The organism is Micromonospora sp. NPDC049081 (assembly GCF_040648835.1).
GTDB lineage: Bacteria > Actinomycetota > Actinomycetes > Mycobacteriales > Micromonosporaceae > Micromonospora > Micromonospora antibiotica.
In genome coordinates, this window is sequence record NZ_JBEZEK010000002.1 from 506393 (window position 1) to 528940 (window position 22548).

General features: G+C 71.7%; 14 protein-coding genes. 7 read left to right on the forward strand and 7 right to left on the reverse strand.

Annotated elements, in window-relative coordinates:
* Nucleotides 1–349: 349 nt before the first annotated feature.
* From AB0B63_RS06105 to mce, 3 genes are all read right to left on the reverse strand, one after another.
* Nucleotides 350–2497 carry a hypothetical protein gene (locus AB0B63_RS06105; RefSeq protein WP_357014980.1) on the reverse strand — a complete coding sequence of 716 codons (2148 nt, stop codon included), beginning with the start codon at nucleotides 2495–2497 and terminating at the stop codon, nucleotides 350–352.
* 177 nt (nucleotides 2498–2674) lie between these two features.
* Complete coding sequence (locus AB0B63_RS06110) at nucleotides 2675–3940, reverse strand: DivIVA domain-containing protein (protein WP_219464425.1); 1266 nt, start codon at nucleotides 3938–3940, stop codon at nucleotides 2675–2677.
* Between the two features lie 470 nt (nucleotides 3941–4410).
* On the reverse strand, nucleotides 4411–4887 hold the full coding sequence (mce, locus tag AB0B63_RS06115; protein ID WP_208568428.1) for a methylmalonyl-CoA epimerase: 477 nt from the start codon (nucleotides 4885–4887) through the stop codon (nucleotides 4411–4413).
* 64 nt (nucleotides 4888–4951) lie between these two features.
* Here mce and AB0B63_RS06120 point away from each other — a divergent pair, with 64 nt between their 5' ends.
* Together AB0B63_RS06120 and meaB are read left to right on the forward strand one after the other, a co-directional pair.
* Nucleotides 4952–6145: an acetyl-CoA C-acetyltransferase gene (locus tag AB0B63_RS06120; protein ID WP_208568429.1), complete on the forward strand. Its 1194-nt coding sequence runs from the start codon at nucleotides 4952–4954 to the stop codon at nucleotides 6143–6145.
* Between the two features lie 236 nt (nucleotides 6146–6381).
* Nucleotides 6382–7317, forward strand: coding sequence for a methylmalonyl Co-A mutase-associated GTPase MeaB (gene meaB / locus AB0B63_RS06125; protein WP_357015174.1), 936 nt, complete (start codon nucleotides 6382–6384; stop codon nucleotides 7315–7317).
* A gap of 194 nt (nucleotides 7318–7511) precedes the next feature.
* Here meaB and AB0B63_RS06130 read toward each other — a convergent pair whose 3' ends face one another.
* Entirely contained in the window at nucleotides 7512–8015 is a 504-nt protein-coding gene (locus AB0B63_RS06130; RefSeq protein ID WP_208568431.1) for a hypothetical protein, read from the reverse strand.
* Nucleotides 8016–8345: 330 nt separating this feature from the next.
* On the opposite strand from AB0B63_RS06130, the gene AB0B63_RS06135 reads away from it, so the two are divergent.
* The 4 genes from AB0B63_RS06135 (at nucleotide 8346) to AB0B63_RS06150 (ending at nucleotide 12792) form a co-directional block, all read left to right on the forward strand.
* A complete protein-coding gene (locus AB0B63_RS06135) occupies nucleotides 8346–8684 on the forward strand; it encodes a hypothetical protein (RefSeq protein WP_357014983.1) in 339 nt (112 codons plus the stop codon).
* Between the two features lie 122 nt (nucleotides 8685–8806).
* A complete protein-coding gene (locus AB0B63_RS06140) occupies nucleotides 8807–10495 on the forward strand; it encodes a methylmalonyl-CoA mutase family protein (protein WP_357014985.1) in 1689 nt (562 codons plus the stop codon).
* 221 nt (nucleotides 10496–10716) lie between these two features.
* A complete protein-coding gene (locus tag AB0B63_RS06145; protein ID WP_357014987.1) occupies nucleotides 10717–11640 on the forward strand; it encodes a tetratricopeptide repeat protein in 924 nt (307 codons plus the stop codon).
* Between the two features lie 66 nt (nucleotides 11641–11706).
* Nucleotides 11707–12792, forward strand: a complete 1086-nt coding sequence (locus tag AB0B63_RS06150; RefSeq protein ID WP_307799431.1) for an arginase family protein — start codon at nucleotides 11707–11709, stop codon at nucleotides 12790–12792.
* A gap of 62 nt (nucleotides 12793–12854) precedes the next feature.
* On the opposite strand, the gene AB0B63_RS06155 is transcribed toward AB0B63_RS06150, so the two are convergent.
* Entirely contained in the window at nucleotides 12855–14816 is a 1962-nt protein-coding gene (locus tag AB0B63_RS06155) for a penicillin-binding transpeptidase domain-containing protein (protein WP_357014990.1), read from the reverse strand.
* Between the two features lie 339 nt (nucleotides 14817–15155).
* Between AB0B63_RS06155 and AB0B63_RS06160 the strand changes: the two genes are divergently transcribed.
* A complete protein-coding gene (locus AB0B63_RS06160; protein ID WP_357014992.1) occupies nucleotides 15156–20231 on the forward strand; it encodes an NAD-glutamate dehydrogenase in 5076 nt (1691 codons plus the stop codon).
* 100 nt (nucleotides 20232–20331) lie between these two features.
* Here AB0B63_RS06160 and AB0B63_RS06165 read toward each other — a convergent pair whose 3' ends face one another.
* Nucleotides 20332–21069: a class F sortase gene (locus AB0B63_RS06165; protein ID WP_208568437.1), complete on the reverse strand. Its 738-nt coding sequence runs from the start codon at nucleotides 21067–21069 to the stop codon at nucleotides 20332–20334.
* Nucleotides 21056–22201 (reverse strand): hypothetical protein, encoded by a 1146-nt coding sequence (locus AB0B63_RS06170; RefSeq protein WP_357014995.1) that lies wholly within the window; start codon nucleotides 22199–22201, stop codon nucleotides 21056–21058. Before AB0B63_RS06170 ends, AB0B63_RS06165 begins: the two co-directional genes overlap by 14 nt.
* Nucleotides 22202–22548: the final 347 nt, after the last annotated feature.

Below are 22548 nucleotides of genomic sequence, written 5' to 3' on the forward strand. Positions count from 1 at the left end.
TCGTACCGGTGCGGTCCGCCGCTGGTACAGCCCTCGAACGGTCCGCGGCCGGTGCCACCCCCGAACGGTCCGACGGTCCGCCGGCAGGGAGGTCGTCCCCCGTCACGTCGTCGCGCGCCGGGTCGTGCTGTGCCACCGAGCCTCCCCATTCCGCCCCGGCGCTGCTCACCGGAGTGGATCACCATGCCGTCCGGTGAACACCTACCGTACGGGCCTCCGCCCGCAGGGTAGTGGGGTCCGGTGCCGCCAGCCACCCCGGGTCACCCGGCAGCGCACCTACGGTTCGTGGTCACCCGGTTCGCGGTCGCGCGGTTCGTGGTCACCCGGTTCGCGGTCGCGCGGTTCGTGGTCACTCGGACTCGACGGTCACCGTGCTCGGGGTGGCGCTGCGCTCGTCGGTGGTCGGCTTGGTGGGTCGCTTGCCGTTCTCACCGGTACTGGTGATCTTTGTCGGGGTGGCCTCCCGGCCGGCGGTGCCGGGGACCGCGGCGACGGTCGGTTCGCCGTCCACCCCGGCGCTGGCCGTCCCACCATCCACCGTGGTCACCGGCTCCGCCTTGGGCTTCGTACCCGTGCCATCCGGTCGGGTGCCGTTGGTGGCCGGGGCACCCGTCGGCTTCGTGACCGCCACGGCTGAATCCGGCCTGCCGCCGGCACCCACCGGCTCCGGTGCCGGCTCGCCGGTGCCAGGGGTCGGCTTCGGCTTCGGCTTCGTGCCGTTGCCGCGTACGCCAGCCCCGGGCCGGTCGCCGTCCGGTGACGGTGCCACCGCGTCGGGGCCCACCGGCGTCGCGGCGTGCATCCGGAGCGCGGTGACGTCCCGCTGCACCTCGTCGTGCTCCTGCCGCGCCTGCCAGGTTTCCTGACGCAGGTCGGCGAGCTGCTGCTGAGCCTGGGCGATCTCCAACATCACCCGGGCGAGCTGCTGCCGGCCGGCCGCTGCCTCCTGCTGGGTGGTGGCGAGGTGCTGCTGGGTGGTGGCGAGGTGCTGCTGGGTGGTGGCCGCGTACTCGTCGAACTGCCGACGCGAGGCGGCGACGTGCTCGTCAGCCTGGCGACGCTTGTCGGTGCTCTCCCGTTCGGCCCGGTCGAGCAACTCGGCGGTCTCCTGCTCGACCCGCCGACGCAGCTCGCCGGTCTCCTGCTCGGCCTGCCGGCGCAGCGTCGCCGCGTCCGCCTCGGCGGAGCGGCGGATCTCCGCCGCGCCCTGCTCGATCTCGTCACGCCGGGCGGCCCACTCCCGCTCCAGCTCCTCCTGCCGGGTCCGGTGCTGCTGCTCCAGCTCGTTGTGCCGGGTCTGGTGCTTGCGGTCCAGCTCGTCGCGGCGCTTGGCGAACTCCTGCTCGGCGGCGGCGCGACGCTGGGCCAGCTCCCGATCGGCGGCCTCCCGCCGGCCGTTGACCTCCTGCTCCACCCCCGCGCGCCAGGCACCCAGCTCCTGCTGCGTCTGGGCGCGGGACTGCTGCACGTACGCCTCGGTCTCGGTGCGCATCCGCTGCACGTACGCCTCGGCCTCGGCCCGGCTGCGCTGCGCCGCCTCGGTCGCCTCGGTGGTCAGCCGGTGCGCCTCCTGCTGGGACCGGGTCCGGGTCGCCTTCGCCGCCCCCTCGGCGTCGTCGGTGACCTGCTTGGCCTCCTGGAGCGCCTTGGCTCGGGTGGCCCGGCTGGCCTCGGTGGCCGACTCGGTGAGCCGCCGGGCCTCCTGCTGCGCCTTGGTGTGCACCTCCTTGGCGGCCTCACGCAGGTCGGTGGCCTCCTTCTGGGCTGTGGCCAGCGCCGCCTTGGCCGCCTCACGCAGCTTCGCGGCCTCCTGCTGGGCCCGGGTGTGGATCTCCCGAGCGGTGTCGCGCAGCTGGGTGGCCTCCTGCTGGGCGCGGCTCAGAGCCTCCTGGGCCGTGGCCCGCAGCCGGTTGGACTCGTCCTCGGCGGTGGCCCGCAGCAGAGTCGACTCGTCCTTGGCGGTGGCCCGCAGCCGGGCGGCCTCCTCCTTCGCCGTACGCACGGCGGCGTCCGCCTCGGCCTTGCGGGCCGTGGTGTGCCGTTCCTCCTCGGCACGCCGCGCGGCGAGGGCGATCTCGAAGTCCTTGAGCGCCCGGGCGGCCTGCTCACGGGCCTCGTCGATGATGTGTTCGGCGGCGGCCCGGCGGGCCTCGATCTCCTCGTTGGCGGCGGCCAGGATGGCGTCCGCCTGCTCTTCAGCGAGGGCGAGGATCTGCTCGACCCGGGGGCCGAGGTGCTTGAAGGAGGCCCGGTCCACCACGCCGATCTGCTTGCGCACCTGGGCGAGATCCCGCTGGAGATGCTCGACCTGGCCGGCCAGCTTGTGGATCTGGGTGTACGCCTGCTCCCGCTCACCCGTCAGGGTGGTGATCTCGTGCTCCGCACGAGCGACGTACCGGTCGACCTGTCGTTTGTCGTATCCACGCAGGGCGGACTCGAAGCTGGGCTCCGTCGTCACGTCCCCGCCGAGAGCGAACAGTTCCTCGCCGTGCGACATGCCCCCATCCTCACACGCATCCTGCCCTCCGGGGGCGATACGGACGCCGCTGTGGGGAGCTGTTTCACTGTGGTCGCGCGACAGGGTGTCACAGGGCCGGAACGCGTACGGCGCGGGGGTCCACCGGTTACCCGGTGTCATCCCGCGCCGTGACACATGCCCCGTCGGTGCAGCCGGTCAGCTGGCGGTCTCCGCGGTGGCCCGCGAGTCGGCGTCGGCCTTGGCCGGCTCCGACTTGGCCGGCGCGGCGGCCGGCTGCTGGGCCGGAACGCCCGGCACGATCCCGGCCAGGCCGGAGAGCATCTGACCGAGCTGCGAGGTGACCGCGTCCTTCTGGCGGGTGAGGTCCTCCACCTCGCGGCGGGCCGCCTGGGTGGTCAGGTCCGCCTCGGTGCGCGCTTCGGTGAGCAGCCGCTTCGCTTCGGCCTTGGCCTCGTTGAGGGTCTTCTCGGACAGCGCCTTGGCCTTGTCGACGGTCTCGTTGGCGGTGCGCTCGGACTCGACCCGGCGGGCCTCGGCGCGCTGCTCGATCTCCTTGGCCCGCTCCTGGGCGGCCCGGGCCCGCTGCTCAGCCTCGCCGACCAGCTTCTGGGTCTGCGCCACCTGGGCGGCGTGCCGCTCGGACTCCTCGCGCTCGGCCTTCTCCCGGCGCTCGGCGAGCTGGAGCTCCAGGGCCTGGAGGTCCTTGTCCCGCTTGTCACGGGCGTCGGTGAGCAGCTTCGTCGCCTCGGCGCGCTTCTCCTCGGCCTCCCGGGCGGCCTTCGCCCGTTGCTGGGTGATCTCCCGCTCGGCGGTGGCGCGCAGGGTGGCGACCTCCCGCTCGACGGTCGACTTCAGCTCGGCCACCTCGTGCGCGGTGACCGTACGCAGCTGCTTGGTCTCCCGGTCGGCGTCGGCGCGCAGCGTGTCGGCCTCCCGGCGGGCCTGCACCCGGGCCTCGGCGGCCTCCCGCTCGGCGGCGGTACGGACGGTGCCGGCCTCCCGCTCGGCGGTGGCCTTCATCGCGGCGGCTTCGGCGCGCGCCTTGTCGGTGATCTCCCGCGCCTCCAGCCGGGCAGCGGAGAGGATCCCTTCCGACTCGCGCTTGGCCTCGTTGCGGTGGTCGTTGGCCTGCTCCTCGGCCAGCCGGAGGATCTGCTCGACCCGGGTACCGAGACCGGAGAGGGTCGGCCGGCTGTTCTCCTCGAGCTGCTTGTTGGTGTCGGTGAGCTTCTGCTCGAGCGCGGCCTGCCGCTGCTCGGCCTGGCGAAGTCGACGCTGGGCGTCGTTCATCCGCTGCTCGGCCTCGGCGCGGGCCTGCTCCGACTGGGTCAGCGCGGCCGTCATCCGGCCGAGAAAGTCGTCGACCTGGTGGGTGTTGTAGCCGCGTAGGCCGACCGTGAAGTCCGGCTGCGAGTTCGCGTTATCGAAGAACGCGAGAGGGGAGGACTGCTGCTGGGGCATTGGGACATACTTGCAGACCCCCCGGGGTCGTTCGCAAGAGCGGTGCCGAGCTTTCGTGTCCTCTTTACAGGGTCCACCGGGTCGTCCCGTCGGCCCCGACCAAACGGCGATCTTGGCAGGTCCGGGCGGACCCGCCGTCACGCGAAGTAACGAAACTGAGGCCCCGCCCCCGCCCCCGGCGCCCTTTCCACCACCCCCAATTGGCAAGCCACCGCAATACGCCCACCACCCCCGCCCAAAACCCAATCCCACCCCACCCCACCACCCCACCCGGCCCCGCCCCCCCCGGCCCGCCCCACCCGGCCCGGCCCTGGTGATCAAGAGGTTTAGGTCAGTTTGATCTCCAGATCTGACGCAAACCTCTTGATCACCGGGGCGAAGTAGGCCAGGGCGGGGCGAGGCAGGGCGGGCCGAGGGCCGGGTGGAGCGGGGGAGCGGGGGAGCGGGGGCGGGGGAGTGAGGGGGTGGGGTTAGTGGGGGGTGGTGGCGGGTTGGACGAGTTCGACGAGGACGCCGCCGGCGGCCTTGGGGTGGACGAAGTTGACCCGGGAGTTGGCGGTGCCGCGCTTCGGGGTGTCGTAGAGCAGTCGTACGCCACGTTCGCGCAGGGTCGCGCAGGCCGCGTCGATGTCGGCGACCGTGTACGCCACCTGCTGCACCCCGGGTCCGTTGCGGTCGAGGAACTTGGCGATGGTCGACTCCGGCGACAACGGGGCGAGCAGCTGCACGCAGCCGCCCTCGGCGGTCGGGCCGACGGCCAGCATCGCTTCACGTACCCCCTGCTCGGTGTTGGTCTCCTGGTGTATGCAGCGCATCCCGAAGGTGCGCTGATAGAAGTCGATCGCGGCGTCGAGGTCGGCGACCGCGACCCCGACGTGATCGATACGGAGCAGCCCGATGTCTGTGACGTAGTCGGCAGCGGGCTCGACGGAGGAGTTTTCAGCCATGCCGCTAGTCTGGCCGAACAGGCGTTAAGGCGTACAGGTTGGTACCCCCCCTCGGAGGCAGGCAGTGGCATCGGTGATCGTCAGCGGCGCGCGGACCCCGATGGGCCGGCTGCTGGGCAACCTCAAGGACCTCCCGGCGACGAAGCTCGGCGGCATCGCGATCAAGGCGGCGCTGGAGCGCGCCGGGGTGGCCCCGGACCAGGTGCAGTACGTGATCATGGGTCAGGTGCTCCAGGCCGGTGCGGGGCAGATCCCGGCCCGGCAGGCGGCGGTGGAGGCGGGCGTCCCGATGTCGGTGCCGGCGCTGACCATCAACAAGGTATGCCTCTCCGGCCTGGATGCGATCGCCCTGGCCGACCAGCTCATCCGGGCCGGTGAGTTCGACATCGTGGTGGCCGGTGGCATGGAGTCGATGACCAACGCCCCGCACCTGCTGCTCGGCCAGCGCGCCGGTTACAAGTACGGCGACGTGACGGTCAAGGACCACATGGCCCACGACGGGCTCAGTGACGCCTGGGACTGTTGCTCGATGGGGGAGTCCACCGAGCGGCTCGGCGGACGGCACGGGATCACCCGCGAGGAGCAGGACGCGTTCGCGGCGGCCAGCCACCAGCGGGCCGCCGCCGCGCAGAAGAACGGTCACTTCGCCGACGAGATCACCCCGGTGGTCATCCCGCAGCGCAAGGGTGACCCGCTGGTGATCAGCGAGGACGAGGGCATCCGCCCGGACACCACCGTCGAGTCGCTGGCGAAGTTGCGCCCGGCGTTCGCCAAGGACGGCACGATCACCGCCGGCACCTCGTCGCCGATCTCGGACGGTGCGGCGGCCGTGGTGGTGATGAGCAAAGCCAAGGCGAACGAGTTGGGCCTGACCTGGTTGGCCGAGATCGGCGCGCACGGCAACGTGGCCGGCCCGGACAACTCCCTGCACTCGCAGCCGTCGAACGCCATCCAGCACGCCCTGAAGAAGGGCGGCCTGAGCGTCGAGGACCTCGACCTCATCGAGATCAACGAGGCGTTCGCCCAGGTCGGCATCCAGTCCACGCGGGACCTCGGCGTCAGCACCGACAAGGTCAACGTCAACGGTGGGGCGATCGCGCTCGGGCACCCGATCGGCATGTCCGGGGCCCGGCTGGTGCTCACCCTCGCGCTGGAACTCCAGCGCCGTGGTGGTGGCACCGGCGCGGCGGCGCTGTGCGGCGGCGGTGGCCAGGGTGACGCCCTGATCATCCACGTACCCGCCGACACCGGGAACTGACCGGCCGTCGGGCCGGATGGCGCGGAGCGTGGTCGTGGGTCCGGGTCGGTGCGGCGAAGACAACGGTCGGGGGCGGGAACTTCCCAGCTCACGGTCGTCGGGTGAGGTGGGCGTGTGAGTGCGAGGAGTGAGTGGGGTTGGCGAGCACCGCAGTCGTGGGCGAAGGTGACCCGGTGAGTGTCGAGAACGCCCCCACCCCCGCCGCTGTCCCGGTGCGCCGCAGTCGGGACGTACCGATGCTGGTGGAGAGGGCACGCGAGGGTGACCCCCGGGCGGTGGCCCGGCTGATCACCCTGGTCGAGTCCGGTGACGAGATGCTGCCGCAGGTGGCGGCGGCGCTCGCGCCCTATGCGGGGCAGGCCCAGGTGGTCGGGTTGACCGGCTCCCCGGGGGTGGGCAAGTCGACCACCACCAACGAACTGGTCCGGGCGTTGCGGGCGGGTGGGCACCGGGTCGGGGTGCTGGCCATCGACCCGTCCAGCCCGTTCACCGGCGGCGCGATCCTCGGCGACCGGGTCCGGATGCAGGACCACGCCACCGACCCGGGCGTCTACATCCGGTCGATGTCCAGCCGGGGGCACCTCGGTGGGCTGTCGTCGGCGACCCCGCAGGCGGTCCGGGTGCTGGAGGGCGCCGGCTGCGACGTGGTGCTGGTGGAGACCGTCGGGGTCGGCCAGGCCGAGGTCGAGGTGGCGTCGCTCGCCGACACCACGCTGGTGCTGCTCGCCCCGGGGATGGGTGACGCGATCCAGGCGGTCAAGGCCGGCATCCTGGAGATCGCCGACGTCTTCGTGGTCAACAAGGCCGACCGCGACGGTGCCGACAACACCGTCCGGGACATCCAGGGCATGATCGCGTTGGGCGAGCGCGGGCCGGGGCAGTGGCGTCCGCAGGTGGTGCGGTCGATCGCCGCCCGCGGCGAGGGGATCGACGACATCGCCGCCGCGATCGACAAGCACCGTGCCTGGCTGGAGCAGCACGACCAGCTCCGCCTGCGTCGGGAGAAGCGGGCTGCCGCCGAGATCGAGGCGATCGCGCTGGGCACCCTGCGCGCCCGCATCGGCTCCCTGCGCGACGGTACGGAGTTGCCGGCGCTCGCCGCGAAGGTCGCCGATGGGGCCCTCGACCCGTACGCGGCGGCCGACGAACTGCTCGCCCAGATCGGCACCTGAGCCGTCCACCCGGGGCGCGCGCCTGACACACGGTGGAATTCGGTGGTGCCCGGGCCACGCAAGATCTGACGCGGAAGTGGTCCGGCACGAGGGTACGGCCGATCGGTCGCCGGAGCATTTCCGGCCGATCAGCCGTACCCTCGCTGCATTTCTGCTTCCGCCGGCAATGATCTGCCAGGGTCAGCGGCCGGTCCTCAGGACTCGAGCTTCCATTCGTCGACCCGGGCGGTTCGGGGAGCGTTCGCGCTGGCTCCCGAATAGTTGGTGAGGAATTTGCACTGCGCGACGTTCCAGGTCTGCTTCTTCACCACAAAAGAGCGAGACTCCTGAAAGAGCCGCATCCTGCGACGTTGCCCACTCGGCACTTCCAGGGCGTAACTGAAGCCGGCAGTCCATGAGCGTCCGGCTGTCACCGACACCCCGATGGACGTGCTCGCCTTCGCGAAAACGACGCCGGCTTCGGCGGATACCGTCGCCGACGCCGTCGCGGCGACGTTGGCGGTCTCGTTCTCGCTGTAGGAGATGGTGCCGGGGCCAGTGATGTAGGCGCTGTAGACGTCGGTCGGCCGCGTCGACTTGCTGATGTTGGTGAAGGTGTAGAGCGGGTTCTCACCCTCGGCCGGGCAGCCCTGCGGACCTGCCAGGGCCGGGGCCTGGAGGGCCACCACGGGCAGCGGCAGAACCGCAATCGCCGACACGACACTCAACATACGTTTCCTGAAGTTCAAGCTGTCTCCCCGTGGATGCGCGGGGCGGCTCTTTGATTAGGCCGCCGCGAATGCCGCCAAGATATCAGGGGAAGGTCGGCATCGTTGTCCCTTGACTTGCTCAGGCCCATTCTGTATCATCGCGAAAAAGCTATTAATGCGAAACGGGTGACAATGAAAGACAGAGTTTCGGGGATCTTGCTTTTATTTGGATTGTCGCTTAGCGTCACCGTTTCCCTCGTAGGTTGTTCCGCGGGGCCGGAAGATGCTTCTCCTGATTCTTCGCCCGCCACGGAAGTCTCGGAGACTCCCCGGCAGGCGGTGTCCGAGGTCCCGAGCGAGCTTCCCGTCTTCGGCCCCGACGCCGTCCGTGTCGTGGCCGTGCGTAGTGCTTCGGCCGAAGTGCGCTTCGACGTGGTCGGCCCGAAGGGCGCCCGGTACGGCCTGCGCGACGCTGCCGGAAAGAAGGGTGAGTGCCGTCAGGTGGAGTTGGGTGAAGTTGCGTCCCGCCCGCCGGGCCTGCCGGCGACTTCCAACTGGCAGACGGAATTGATCTGTGCCGGCAGGGAGAAGGTCACGAAGGCGAGTCGGGTGCTCGTCAAGGTCGCGCTGGACAGCTTCACCTACGACTTCGAGGTGCCCGCACTGCCGGCGGCCTGACTCCGCTCGCCTCCCTGCACGGTGCTCGGCGGGCTACCGGCGGGTACGAGCTTCCTTAGCGATCGTTCAGGCTTCGTTCTACACTCGGGGTTCGGTCGAGGACTCGAGGAGGAGCCCCGCGGATGAACGCCGACGAGATCGCCGCCGGACGGGCACGCTGGCAGGCCCGGTACGACGCCGCGCGCAAGCGGGACGCGGACTTCACCACCCTGTCCGGCGTCACCGTGCAACCGGTGTACGGGCCGCCCGAGGGCACCGCCTACCCCGGGTTCGAACGGATCGGCTGGCCGGGCGAGTTCCCGTACACCCGGGGGTTGCACCCGACCGGCTACCGCGGTCGGGCCTGGACGATCCGGCAGTTCGCCGGTTTCGGCAACGCCCAGCAGACCAACGAGCGGTACAAGATGATCCTCGGCGCGGGCGGCGGTGGGCTCTCCGTCGCGTTCGACATGCCGACCCTGATGGGGCGCGACTCCGACGACCCGCAGGCGCTCGGCGAGGTCGGCCACTGCGGGGTCGCGGTGGACACCGCAGCCGACATGGAGACGCTCTTCGACGGCATCGACCTGGCCGGCGTCACCACCTCGATGACGATCTCCGGGCCGGCGGTGCCGGTGTTCTGCATGTACCTGGTCGCCGCCGAGCGGCAGGGCGTCGACCTGTCCCGGCTGGACGGCACGTTGCAGACCGACATCTTCAAGGAGTACATCGCGCAGAAGGAGTGGCTGTTCGACCCCGAGCCGCACCTGCGTCTGATCGGCGACCTGATGGAATACTGCGCCGCCGAGATCCCCCGCTACAAGCCGCTGTCGGTCTCCGGCTACCACATCCGCGAGGCCGGTTCCACCGCCGCGCAGGAGCTGGCGTACACCCTGGCCGACGGGTTCGGCTACGTCGAGCTGGGGCTCTCGCGGGGGTTGGACGTCAACGTCTTCGCCCCCGGGCTGAGCTTCTTCTTCGACGCACACCTGGACTTCTTCGAGGAGATCGCCAAGTTCCGGGCCGCCCGCCGGATCTGGGCCCGCTGGCTGCGCGACGTCTACGGCGCGACCAGTGAGAAGGCCCTCTGGCTGCGGTTCCACACCCAGACCGCCGGGGTGTCGCTGACCGCGCAACAACCGGTCAACAACGTGGTACGCACCGCCGTGGAGGCCCTCGCCGCCGTGCTCGGCGGCACCAACTCGCTGCACACCAACGCCCTCGACGAGACCCTGGCCCTGCCCACCGACGAATCGGCCGAGATCGCCCTGCGTACCCAGCAGGTGCTGATGGAGGAGATCGGGGTGACCAACGTGGCCGACCCGCTCGGCGGTTCCTGGTACGTCGAGGCGCTCACCGACGCCATCGAGGCCGAGGCGGAGGCGATCTTCGCCCGGATCCGGCAGCTCGGCGGCGAGGGCCCGCACCAGATCGGCCCGATGACCTCCGGCATCCTGCGCGGCATCGAGGACGGCTGGTTCACCGGGCACATCGCCGAGTCGGCCTTCACCTACCAGCAGGCGCTGGAAAAGGGCGACAAGAAGATCGTCGGGGTCAACTGCCACACCGGCACGACCGCCAAGGAGCTGGAGATCCTGCGCATCTCGCACGAGGTGGAGCTGGAGCAGCGCCGGGTCCTCGCCGAGCGCAAGGCCGCCCGTGACGACGCCGCGGTGACGGCGGCGGTGCAGCGCATGGTCGAGGTCAGCCGCACCGGCGGCAACATGATCCCGCCCATGCTCGACGCCGTCCGCGCCGAAGCCACCCTCGGCGAGATCTGCGACGCCCTGCGCGCCGAATGGGGCACCTACCGCGAACCCGCCCGCTTCTGACCCACCCCACCCCCGAGCCCACCCTCGGTCGATCATGGAGTTGTGGTGGTGGCATAGCCTCATAAAAGGGGCGCTACGCCCACCACAACTCCATGATCGACGGGGTGGGGGGCGGGAGTGGGGGGTGGGGGGTGGGCGGGGGAGAACGGGAGGTGAGAGTGGCAACTGTGGGCGTTGTGGCTGAGCCGGGGACGGTGGGGATCGTGCGAGACTAGATAACCATGAGCGACCCACGGATCACCTCGTCGATCTTCACCCGCGGCGCGGTCGACCTCAGCGCGCTGCGCGGCACCGCCCCGGCCAGTTCCCGTCCCGCCACACCGAGCCAGACCGGTGCCTCCACCGGCCTGCCGGGCGGTCCCGCCACAGGTGGCGCCGCCGCCGCGCTCGACGTGACCGAGGCGAACATCCAGTCCGAGGTGCTGGAACGGTCGATGACCACACCCGTGGTGGTCTTCTTCGGCGCGGCCGGCTACCCGGACAGCGACCAGTTCGCCCCGGTGCTGGAGCGGTTGGCGGCCGAGGGCGCCGGCCAGTGGGTCCTCGCCCGGGTCGACGTCCAGGAAAACCCGCGGATCGCGCAGATGTTCCAGATCCAGGCCATCCCCACCGTCTACGCGATCGTCGGCGGGCGGCCCATCGACGCCTTCCCCGGGGTGATCCCCGAGCCCCAGCTGCGCCAGTGGCTCGCCGCCGTGCTCAAGGCCGGTGGCGTCACCGTGGCCGAGCCGGAGGACCCGCGCCTCGACGAGGCCGACGACGCGTTGATGAGCGGCGACCTGGACGCCGCCGAGCAGGCGTACCGCAAGATCCTCGCCGAGTCCCCGGCGGACGCCGCAGCCGAGGCCGGGCTGGCCCAGGTCGGGGTGGCCCGGCGGGTCGCCGGCGCGGACCCGCAGGCCGCCCTCGCCGCCGCGCAGGCCAACCCCGACGACGTCGACGCCCAGCTGCTCGCCGCCGACATCGAGGTGCTCAGCGGGATGGCCGAGCAGGCGTACGCGCGGCTGGTCGGGGTGGTCCGGCGGACCGCCGGTGACGACCGGGACAAGGCCCGCCAACACCTGATCGCCCTGTTCAGCATCGCCGGCCCGGACGACCCCGCCGTGGCCTCCGCCCGACGCGCCCTGGCCAGCGCCCTGTTCTGAACCCCTGACACCCCCGCGCGGGCCGGCCCCCCCGGCCGGCCCGCCACCCATCGAGGACGGGAGCCTGTGATGCGCCGAATCGCCGTCCTCGACGCGCCGACCAACCTGGGTCTGCGCCCACCCACCTCCACCTCCGTCCCCGGCTGCGGCAAGGCCCCCGGCGCGCTGCGCGACCACGGGCTGCTGGCCCGGCTGGGCGCCCGGGACGCCGGCTGCCTCACCGCCCCCCGGTACGACCCGGGCGACTGGCGGCCCGGTGACGGGGTCTGCCACGCCCGGGAGATCTCCGGCTACTCGACGGCGCTGGCCGACCGGATCGGCGCGATCATCGACCGGGGCGAGTTCCCCCTGGTCCTCGGCGGGGACTGCTCGGTGCTGCTCGGCTCGGCGCTGGCCATGCACCGGCTCGGCGAGGCGGTCGGCGGACGGATCGGGCTGGTCTTCGTCGACGGCCACTCCGACTTCCGGCACCCCGGCAACGCCTCCTACGTGGGTGCGGCAGCCGGCGAGGACCTCGCCCTGGTGACCGGGCGCGGCCAGGCCGACCTGGCCGCCATCGAGGGGCGCCGACCGTACTTCCGGGACATCGACGTGGTGGTGCTCGGCATCCGGGCACAGGACGAGTACCGGCTCGACCTCCAGGCCGCCGGGATCACCACCCGACCGGTGCCGGCCCTGCGCGCCGAGGGCGCCGCCCGCAGCGCCCAGTGGGCGCACGAGCAACTGGCCGACTGCGCCGGCTACTGGGTGCACATCGACGTCGACGTGCTCGACCCGGCGGTGATGCCGGCCGTGGACGCCCCGGACCCCGGCGGGATCGCCTTCGCCGAGCTGGAGATCCTGCTCGGCGGGCTGGTGGACACCCCGCACTGCCTCGGCGTCGAGCTGACCGTCTTCGACCCCGACTACGACCCGGACGGTGCGTACGCCGCCGAGATCGTCAACACGGTCGTCGCCGGACTGGCCCCGGTGGTCGCCACGGACGCCGTCGCGCCCCGACTGCTGCCACCCCAGCCACACCCCACCGACCCCGGCCCGTCCCACTCCGGACGAGCCGTCCCGGGGCCGTCCGTCCCCGAGCCCTTCGCCTCCGGGCCGGCTGTTTCCGGGCCGGCCGACGTGCCGGGGCGTGCCGAAGAGCCGGTCGCCTGAGCACGATCCCCGGAAGGGTCGACGTTGCGCTCCACCGCCCCGACAACGCCCGCCGGGGCGGGTCAGGGGCGGGCGCGCAGGAAGCGTTCGACGATCGGGACGGCGCTGGCCGTACTCGACCCGCCCTGCTCGACGAAGACGGCGAACGCGACGTCCCCCCGCCACCCGACGAACCAGGCGTGGGTGTGCGCCGGGTCGTTGTCGTACTCGGCGGTGCCGGTCTTGCCGTACACCGGGCCACCGGGCACGTCGGACAGCGCCTTGCCGGTGCCGGCCGTGACCACCTCGCGCATCATCGTCTTGAGCCCCGCCACCGACTCGGCCTTCAACGGCGGGCCGGCCTCGGCGGGTGCGGCCGGGGCCGGGTCGAGCACCAGCTTCGGCTGCTCCCAGCGGCCCCGGGCGACGGCGGCGGTGGCACCGGCCATGGCCAGCGGACTGACCACGGTGGTGCCCTGACCGATCGCCGCGGCGGCCTGCTCGGTGGGGGCGCCGCCGGTGGAGACCTTGCCGGTGAAGACGTCCGCGCCGAGGTCCCAGCTGCCCTCCAGGCCGAGGGTGCGGCCGGTGGCGGCCAGCCCGTCCGGGCCGAGTTGCGGGGCCAGCGCCACGAAGGCCGTGTTGCAGGACTTGGCGAAGTCGGTGCGGAACGGCACCTTGCCGAGGACGAAGTCGTCGGAGTTCTTGAACGGCCGACCGTCCACCGCGCGGGTCTTGGGACAGTCGACGATGGTCTGTGGGGTCACCGCGCCCTTGTCCAGCAGGGCGAGGGTGCTGACCGTCTTGAAGGTGGAGCCCGGCGGCACCTGGGCGGTGAAGGCCAGGTTCTCCCCGGCCGCTCCGGGGCCGTTGGCGGCGGCGAGCACCGCGCCGTCGCTGATCCGCACCGCGACCAGGGCCGACCGTCGCTTCTCCGCCCGCAGTGCGCCGTCGGCGGCGTTCTGGACGGCCACGTCGAGGCTGGTGCGGACCGGCTCACCGGCGGTCGGTTCCTGTCGGAACGCCTCGGTGACGACGGTGCTGCCGCCCTCCGGGGTGGGTCGGCGGATCTCCACGATGGTGCCGGGAGCACCGCGCAGCCGCTCGTCGTAGCGGCCCTGCAGACCACCGTGGCCGACCAGGTCACCCTTGGCGTACCGGTCGGGGTGGGCGGCCAGGTCGTCGGCCTGCGCCTGGTCGACCGTGCCGAGCAGGGCGCGGGCGAACTCCCGGGTGGGGGCCAGGTCGAGCTTCTCGGCCCGGAACTTCGTCCCCGGCAGGTCGTAGATCCGGGGCCGGATCTGCCGGTACGCCTCGTCGCGTAACGTCACCACCTCGACGAAGGCGCCCGGATCGGCGTTGCGCAGCCGTTGCGGCAGGTCGCTGAGGTCCACCGGTGGGCTGATCGGCGGCTTGACCGCCTTGAACGCGGCATCGAGCCCTCCCACCAGGGCCTTGGCGTCGGTGACCTCGCCCGGCTGCACGCCGATGCGGACCACCGGGCGGGGCGCCACGATCGGCTGCCCCGCGCCGTCCAGCACCCCGGCCCGGGGCGCGGCGGTCCGCCGCAGCGCCAGCCGGTCGCCCTTCTCCAGTTGCTCGTGCAGCACCTGGGGTTCCCAGATCACCTGCCACCGGTCGTCGCCGCTGTTCTGCCGCAGCCGGACCGGCCGCTGGTAGGCCCAGGTGGCCCCGCCCGGCAACGCCCAGCTGATGTCGACCTTCGCGGTGGCGAGGTTCTTGGTGACCTCGGCGTCCCCGGCGCGACCCAGGGTGGGCGCGGTGGCGGCGAGATCGCCGGAGAGTGCCTTGATCTGCTCGGTGACGGTGGCGGCGGGCACTCTCGCCCCGGTCGGGTCGACAAATCCCACCTTGTCCAGCTTGCCGCTGCGCCAGCCGGCGAGGAACGCGTCCACGCTGCCCGCCAGGTCGTCGTCGCCGGAGCAGCCGACGAGGGCACCGGCCGCCAGCACCGTGGCCGCCACGGCCGCGAGAGCCCGCCGCAGGGGAGTGCCGGGGCGGTGGTACGGGTACGACAGGGGCATGGAGCTGGCACCTTCCGGGTGGCGGGCTGCCCTGCACGCTAGTACGCGGCGGCCGCCCGTACCGCCCCGCGCGGCCGGACCGGATCGCCGGGCGGGAGCGGTCGACGCCCTTCCCGCCCCGGTGGGCAGGGCGAAGAGGTGGGCCCCCGGGTGTTGTGAACATCCCACAGCGGGGTACTCGGCAGCCGGCCGACGTGGATCTGCAACAGGCGACCGGCCCAGAGTCGCGGACCGGACGTCCGGCCGACGGTCCGCCGACCGATGACCGGAACGGCAGGGCCTAAGGTGGGGCGGCAGAGTGACCCACAACGCGGTGGGTCGTCGAGGGGAGTGGCACCCATGGACCGGCGTCCGGCGATCAAACCGGGACCCGACCTCCGGCAGACTGACACCGGCCGGGACGACAGCTTCGATTCGGCGACCGACGGGGACAGCCCGCCGATCGACGGGGACGGCTACGGTCGACTCGACACAGGAGTGACCGGGTTGACCGGTTCCAGCATCGACACCCTCTACGACCTGGGGCTTCCGGTGGAAGCGCTCGGTGACGACGTGGAGGACGCCGAGCTCGACGAGCCGGTGCCCAACGCGGAGCGCCTGGTGGCCCAGGCGGTGGCGTTGGCCGGTGACGACCACGACGCGGCGACCCTGGTGGGCCGGTTCTGGCGGTTCGCGCCGGACGAGGAGCTGATCGGGTTCACCGCCGAGGAGATGCTCGACGCCGCCCGGGCCCACCGTGACCTGGCCCAGCAGCGGGTGCCGGGTGAGCTGAAGCTGCGCATCCTGCCCCCCGACGCCGACCAGCACCACACCGTCGTCGAGATCGTCACCGACGACATGCCGTTCCTGGTCGACTCGGTGACCGCCCTGCTCAACGCACACCACCTCGACGTACACCTGCTGGTGCACCCGTTGGTGGTGGTGCGGCGGGAGCCGCTGGGCCGGCTGACCGAGGTCTCCGCCGACGTGGAGCCGGACGACGCGATCGCCGGTGACCTGGTCGAGAGCTGGATGCGGATCGAGATCGACCCGGTCCGGGACGCCGACCAGCGGGACAAGCTGCGCCGCGAGTTGCAGCGGGTGCTCACCGACGTGCGGGAGGCCGTCGAGGACTGGCCGAAGATGCGGCAGCGGGCCCTGGCGCTCGCCGACGAGCTGTCCACCGCCCGGACGGCGAACGACCGCCCACCGGTGCCGGAAAAGGACATCACCGACTCGGTGGAGCTGCTGCGCTGGCTGGCCCACGACCACTTCACCTTCCTCGGCTACCGGGAGTACCGGCTGGTCGACTCCGGCGGGCAGGGCGGCCCGGCGCTGGAGGCGGTGCTCGGCACCGGCCTGGGCATCCTGCGGTCGGACTCGCCCGAGGCGCGCGCGCTGTCGTCGATGACGCCGGAGGCGCACGAGAAGGTGATGGAGAAGCGGCTGCTGATCATCACCAAGGCGAACTCCCGGGCCACCGTGCACCGCTCGGCCTACCTGGACTACATCGGCTTCAAGATCTTCGACGAGGCCGGCCGGGTGGTCGGCGAGCGGCGGTTCCTGGGCCTGTTCTCCACCGCCGCCTACCGGACCAGCGTGCGGGAGCTGCCGGTGGTCCGCCGCAAGGTGGCCGAGGTGCTGGACCGGTCCGGGCTGAGTCAGCGCAGCCACTCCGGCAAGGACCTGCTCCAGATCCTGGAGACCTACCCGCGCGACGAGCTGTTCCAGATCAAGACCGACGACCTGTACCACGCGGTGGTCGGGGTGCTGCGGATGGCCGGCCGCCGGCAGCTGCGGGTGTTCCTGCGCCGCGACGCGTACGGGCGGTTCATCTCCTGCCTGATCTACCTGCCCCGGGACCGGTTCACCACCCAGAACCGGCTGCGCATGCAGGACATCCTGCTGCGTGAGCTGAACGGGGTGGGGGTGGACTACACCACCCGGGTCACCGAGTCGATGCTGGCCCGGGTGCACTTCATCGTCCGGACCGACCCGAACCGGCCGCCCGGGGAGATCGACGCCGACCTGCTCGCCGAGGAGCTGGCCGACGCCACCCGGCTCTGGGACGACGACTACCGGCTGGTGCTGGAGCGCAAGCTCGGCGACGAACAGTCCAAACGGCTCTTCGTCCGGTACGCCGACGCGTTCCCGGAGGGTTACAAGGACGGGCACACGCCGTACGAGGCGATGAAGGACCTGGCCAAGCTGGAGCTGCTGGAGGAGCCCGGCCAGCTGGAGATGCACCTGTTCCGTAAGCAGTGGGCGCCCCGGCCGGGGCAGCGCGACGCCGGGGCCGACGAGGCGATGGACGTCCGGTTCAAGGTCTACCGGTACGGCGAGCCGATGATGCTCTCCGCCGTGCTGCCGGTGCTGCACTCGCTGGGCGTACGGGTGGTCGACGAGCACCCGTACGAGGTGGACCGGATCGACGGCCGGGTCTTCCTGTACGACTTCGGGCTGCGTCTGCCCGAGGGGCACCAGGAGCTGGCCGAGGTGCGCCCGCACGTGGAGAACGCCTTCGCCGCCGCCTGGCGGGGTGAGGCCGAGGTGGACGGCTTCAACGAGCTGGTCCTGCGCGGCGGCCTGACCTGGCGGCAGGTGGTGGTGCTGCGGGCGTACGCGAAGTACCTGCGGCAGACCGGGGCGGTCTTCTCCCAGGAGTACATGGAGCAGACCTTCATCGCGTACCCGCGGATCGCCGCCCTGCTGGTGGAACTGTTCGAGGTGCGGTTCGCCCCGGACGGGCGCGAGGCGGAGCAACGCCGGGAACGCAGCGGCGAGCTGGTCGACGCGATCGGTGTCGCGCTGGACGACGTGGCCAGCCTCGACCAGGACCGCATCCTGCGCGCCTACCTGACGTTGATGCAGGCCACCCTGCGGACCAGCTTCTACCAGAAGCGCGCCGACGGGCGACCCAAGCCGTACGTGGCGTTCAAGCTGGACCCGCAGGCCATTCCGGACCTGCCGGCGCCCCGACCCAAGTTCGAGATCTTCGTCTACTCGCCCCGGTTCGAGGGCGTGCACCTGCGCTACGGGGCGGTGGCCCGGGGCGGGCTGCGCTGGTCCGACCGGCGGGAGGACTTCCGCACCGAGGTGCTCGGCCTGGTCAAGGCGCAGATGGTGAAGAACGCGGTGATCGTGCCGGTGGGTGCCAAGGGCGGCTTCGTGTTGAAGCAGAAGCCGGGGGACCGGGACGAGGCGGTCGCCTGCTACCAGGAGTTCGTCGGCGCGATGCTCGACGTCACCGACAACATCGTCGCCGGGGACATCGTGCCGCCGGTGGACGTGGTGCGGCACGACCCGGACGACCCGTACCTGGTGGTCGCGGCGGACAAGGGCACCGCGACGTTCTCCGACATCGCCAACCAGATCTCGGCGGCGCACTGCTTCTGGCTGGGCGACGCGTTCGCCTCCGGCGGTTCCGCCGGCTACGACCACAAGAAGATGGGCATCACCGCCCGGGGTGCCTGGGAGTCGGTCAAGCGGCACTTCCGCGAGCTGGGCCACGACACCCAGACCGCTGACTTCACCGTGGTCGGCGTCGGCGACATGTCCGGCGACGTGTTCGGCAACGGGATGCTGCTCTCCGAGCACATCCGGTTGGTGGCCGCGTTCGACCACCGGCACATCTTCCTCGACCCGGACCCGGACGCCGCGACGTCGTTCCAGGAGCGCAAGCGCCTGTTCGACCTGCCCCGGTCGTCCTGGGAGGACTACGACCCGAAGCTGATCTCCGAAGGTGGCGGGATCTTCCCGCGCGGGGCCAAGTCGATCCCGATCACCCCGCAGGTGCGCGCCGCCATCGGCCTGGCCGACGACGTCACCCAGCTCAGCCCGGCGGAGCTGATGAAGGCGATCCTCACCGCGCCGGTGGACCTGTTCTGGAACGGCGGCATCGGCACCTACGTGAAGGCGTCCAGCCAGACCAACGCCGAGGTGGGCGACAAGTCCAACGACGCGATCCGGGTGGACGGCAAGAGCCTGCGCTGCCGGGTCGTCGGCGAGGGCGGCAACCTGGGCTGCACCCAGCTCGGCCGGATCGAGTACGCAATGACCGGCGGCCGGATCTACACCGACTTCATCGACAACGCGGCCGGGGTGGACTGCTCCGACCACGAGGTGAACATCAAGATCCTGCTGAACACGGCGGTCGCCGACGGGGCGCTGGACGTCCCCGCCCGTGACGAGCTGCTGGCCCAGATGACCGACGAGGTCGCCGAGCTGGTCCTGCGGGACAACTACGACCAGGCACGGGCGATCAACAACTCGCAGGCCCAGGCCGCCTCGCTGCTGCCGGTGCACCGCCGGATGATCAGCGAACTGGAGCGGGCCGGTCAGCTCGACCGGGCGCTGGAGGCGCTGCCCCCGGACGAGGAGCTGGCGGTACGCACCGAGTCCGGGCTGACCGCGCCGGAGTTCGCGGTGCTGCTCGCGTACGTCAAGATCGTGCTGGAGCGGGAGATCCTCGCCGAGGGCCTCGCGGACGAGGAGTGGACGACCAGGGTGCTGGTCGACTACTTCCCGACGCCGATGCGCGAGCGGTTCGCCGACCGGATGGCCCAGCACCGGCTGCGTCGGGACATCGTCACCACGGTCCTGGTCAACGAGGCGATCAACCGGGGCGGCATCTCGTTCGTCTTCCGGGTCGTCGAGGAGACGGCCGCGTCGGCGGCCGACGTCATCCGGGCGTACGTGGTGGTCCGGGAGGTCTTCGGGCTGCGGGAGCTGTGGGACGCGGTCGAGGCGCTGGACAACCAGGTCTCGCCGGAGTTGCAGACCAGCGTCTACCTCGACACCCGGCGGCTGCTCGACCGGGCGGTGCGCTGGCTGGTGACCAACCGGCGCTCGCCGATCGACGTGCCGGCCGAGATCGAGCGGCTCCGCGACGGGGTGGCCCGGCTACTGCCCGACCTCCAGGACCGGTTCCACGGCAGCGAGCGGGAGTCGTTGCGGGAGCACATCGACGCGATGACCGCCCGGGGGCTGCCGGCCGACCTGGCCGAGCAGGCGACCCGGCTGATGTACAGCTTCGGTCTGCTGGACGTGGTGGAGACGGCGCGGACCAGTGGCCGCGACGTCGGTGAGGTGGCCTCGGTCTACTTCGTGCTCTCCGACCGGTTCCGGGTCGACTCGCTGCTGTCGAAGATCTCCCTGCTGCCGCGCGAGGACCGCTGGCAGACGTTGGCCCGGATGGCGCTGCGCTACGACCTGTACGCCGCGTTGGCCGCGCTCACCGGTGAGGTGCTCGACTCCACCTCGGGTGACCTGCCGCCGCAGGAGCGGGTGCTCCAGTGGGAACAGTCGAACGCCACCTCGATCCACCGGGCGCACCGGGCGATGGGGGAGTTCGACGAGTCGCGGGCGGACCTCGCCTCGCTGTCGGTGCTGCTGCGGCAGATCCGCACCCTGGTCCGGACGTCCGCCGCCGCCTGACCGTGACACCGGCCGCGCCTGCGGGGGGATCCTCGTCCCGCCGCAGGCGCGGCACCGGTGTGGTCGGCCGGCGGTGTCCCGCCGGGAGGTGCGGTAGGGGTCAGGACGTCAGGGTGGCGAAGACGATCACGTTGTCCTGGTAGCTGCCGGCCCCCTGGTCGAACTGGCCGCCGCAGGTCACCACCCGCAGTCCGGGTCGGTCGTTCGGGCCGTACACCAGCTCGGTGGGGAACTGGTCCTTGGGATAGGAACGCACCTCGTCGACGGTGAAGATGGCGACGCCGCCGTCGGCCCGGGACACCGTGATGGTGTCGCCCGGCAGGAGCGCGCCGAGTTGGAAGAAGACCGCCGGCCCGAGCTTCGCCGAGTCGACGTGCCCGACGATCACCGCATTGCCGGTCTCCCCGGGGCTGACGCCCGGCTCGTACCAGCCGGCGCGCTGGGCCTGGTCCAGCGGGGGCACCTGGACCGTGCCGTCCGGGTTGGTGCCCAGCGGCATGATCTCCGCGTCGACCCCGATCCGCGGGATCACGATGGCGGTGGGGGCGGCCCGGAGCAGCGGATCGGGGCCCGGTGGCACGCTCGCGTCGGCGGGGACCTGGGCGTCCGGGTCGTCGACCGGCCCGGTCTCTCCGGCGGGGGTGGTCGCCGGGGTGGTCTGCGGCGCGGCCTGGGCCGCCGGCTGTGGGGGACGCGGCGGGGGCGTGGTGCGCAGTGACGCGCCGACCATGCCGGAGCCGGCCATGGCGAGCAGGACGACGACGGCCGCGCCGGCGGCACGCCACGGTCTCCCGTGACGGCCGCCGGCCCGTGTCGCCGTCGGGTCAGCCGAGCTCATCGGCCCGACGCCGACGCATCAGCACGATGCCGCCGAGGGCAGCCGCGCCGATCATGCCCGCTCCGCCGACGGCCATGCTCCGGTCGGCGGCGGTGGTGGTCATCCCACCGTCACCGCCGTCGACGTGGCCCTTCGGCAGGACGACCAGTTCGCCTTCGCCGCACGAGCCCTTCAGCTCGTACCGGCCCGGACGGGCGTGCTCGGAGACCTCGGCCTCGCCGTAGTAGACGAAGTCCTTCTTGTGCTCCCAGCCACCCTCGTCCTTGCCGTATCCGTACTCCTCGTCCTGGCCGTACTCGTCGTGGCCCAGCCAGTCGTCCTCGTCGGACTCCTCGCCGTAGCCCGGCTTGCCGTGCTCGCCGGACTCCTCGCCGGGCTTGCCGTGCTCCTCCTCGGCGCCGGGCTTGCCGTGTTCGCCGGACTCTTCGCCGGGCTTGCCGTGCTCTTCGCCGGGCTTGCCGGACTCCTCGCCGGGCTTGCCGTGCTCTTCGCCGGGCTTACCGGACTCTTCGCCGGGCTTGCCGTGTTCGCCGGACTCCTCGCCGGGCTTGCCGTGCTCGCCGGGCTTGCCGTGCTCCTCGCCCTTGCCCTCGTCGCCCTTGTCGCCCTGGTCCGGCCCCTGGTCGGCGGCCATGAAGCCACCGCCCCGGCCGTCGGCCGGGGGCTGCCCGCCGTCAGCCGGGGGTTGGCCACCCTCGGCCGGCGGCTGCGGCTTGGGGCCGTTGTCGTCGGGGCCCTTCCCGTCGGGGCCCTTGCCGTGGTCCTCGCCCTTGCCCTCTTCGCCCTTGCCGTGCTCGTCGCCCTTGCCCTCTTCGCCCTTGCCGTGGTCCTCGTCCTTGCCCTCTTCGCCCTTCCAGCCGCCGTGGTCCTCGCCGCGGCCCTCGGGCTTGAGCTTGACCTTTCCGGTGACCTTGGACCAGACGAAGGCGTGTTCCTGTGCCTCCGGGCAGATCTCGATGAGCTTGACCTCGTCGCCGGGCTTGACGACGTGTGGCTTGGCGATGACCTTGCCGTCCCGGCTCTCGCCGTCGTGGTGACCGTCCGCGAACGCGATCCCCGGCGTGAACACCAGAAGGGACGCGCCACCGAGAGCGGCACCCGCGACAACCTTCCCGAGCATCTTGTTAGCCATGACCTGCGTCACTCCATCCCCTGTTGTCCTGAGCCCGACGACAGTCGAGCTATGACCGACGTTAGACCGTTTCACGACTTATTCGGGGAAAGATTCGTGTTTTCGGCTTTACCGATGATGCGGGGCTTAAGGGAGCTAGAGCGCTTGTGTCGTCATTTGCCGCCTCGGTGGGTGGTTGGTGCACTGCCGGCCGAGCTGGGCGGGGATAGGCTCGCCAGGGCCCGAGTGTCGGTCCGGGCGTTGCCGCCAGGTTGCCGCGAAGTATCGAGCCATTGCCATGGAAGCGCTCCCATGCAAGAATCGCTGCACGCGGTTCGGGGAGCCACACCGCGCACGGCAGATGTCGA

Coding starts and splice junctions, on each gene's coding strand:
- AB0B63_RS06105 (WP_357014980.1), bottom strand. CDS start 2,497: ATGTCGCACGGCGAGGAACTGTTCGCTCTCGGCGGGGACGTGACGACG.
- AB0B63_RS06110 (WP_219464425.1), bottom strand. CDS start 3,940: ATGCCCCAGCAGCAGTCCTCCCCTCTCGCGTTCTTCGATAACGCGAAC.
- mce (WP_208568428.1), bottom strand. CDS start 4,887: ATGGCTGAAAACTCCTCCGTCGAGCCCGCTGCCGACTACGTCACAGAC.
- meaB (WP_357015174.1), top strand. CDS start 6,382: ATGCTGGTGGAGAGGGCACGCGAGGGTGACCCCCGGGCGGTGGCCCGG.
- AB0B63_RS06140 (WP_357014985.1), top strand. CDS start 8,807: ATGAACGCCGACGAGATCGCCGCCGGACGGGCACGCTGGCAGGCCCGG.
- AB0B63_RS06145 (WP_357014987.1), top strand. CDS start 10,717: ATGAGCGACCCACGGATCACCTCGTCGATCTTCACCCGCGGCGCGGTC.
- AB0B63_RS06155 (WP_357014990.1), bottom strand. CDS start 14,816: ATGCCCCTGTCGTACCCGTACCACCGCCCCGGCACTCCCCTGCGGCGG.
- AB0B63_RS06160 (WP_357014992.1), top strand. CDS start 15,156: ATGGACCGGCGTCCGGCGATCAAACCGGGACCCGACCTCCGGCAGACT.
- AB0B63_RS06165 (WP_208568437.1), bottom strand. CDS start 21,069: ATGAGCTCGGCTGACCCGACGGCGACACGGGCCGGCGGCCGTCACGGG.
- AB0B63_RS06170 (WP_357014995.1), bottom strand. CDS start 22,201: ATGGCTAACAAGATGCTCGGGAAGGTTGTCGCGGGTGCCGCTCTCGGT.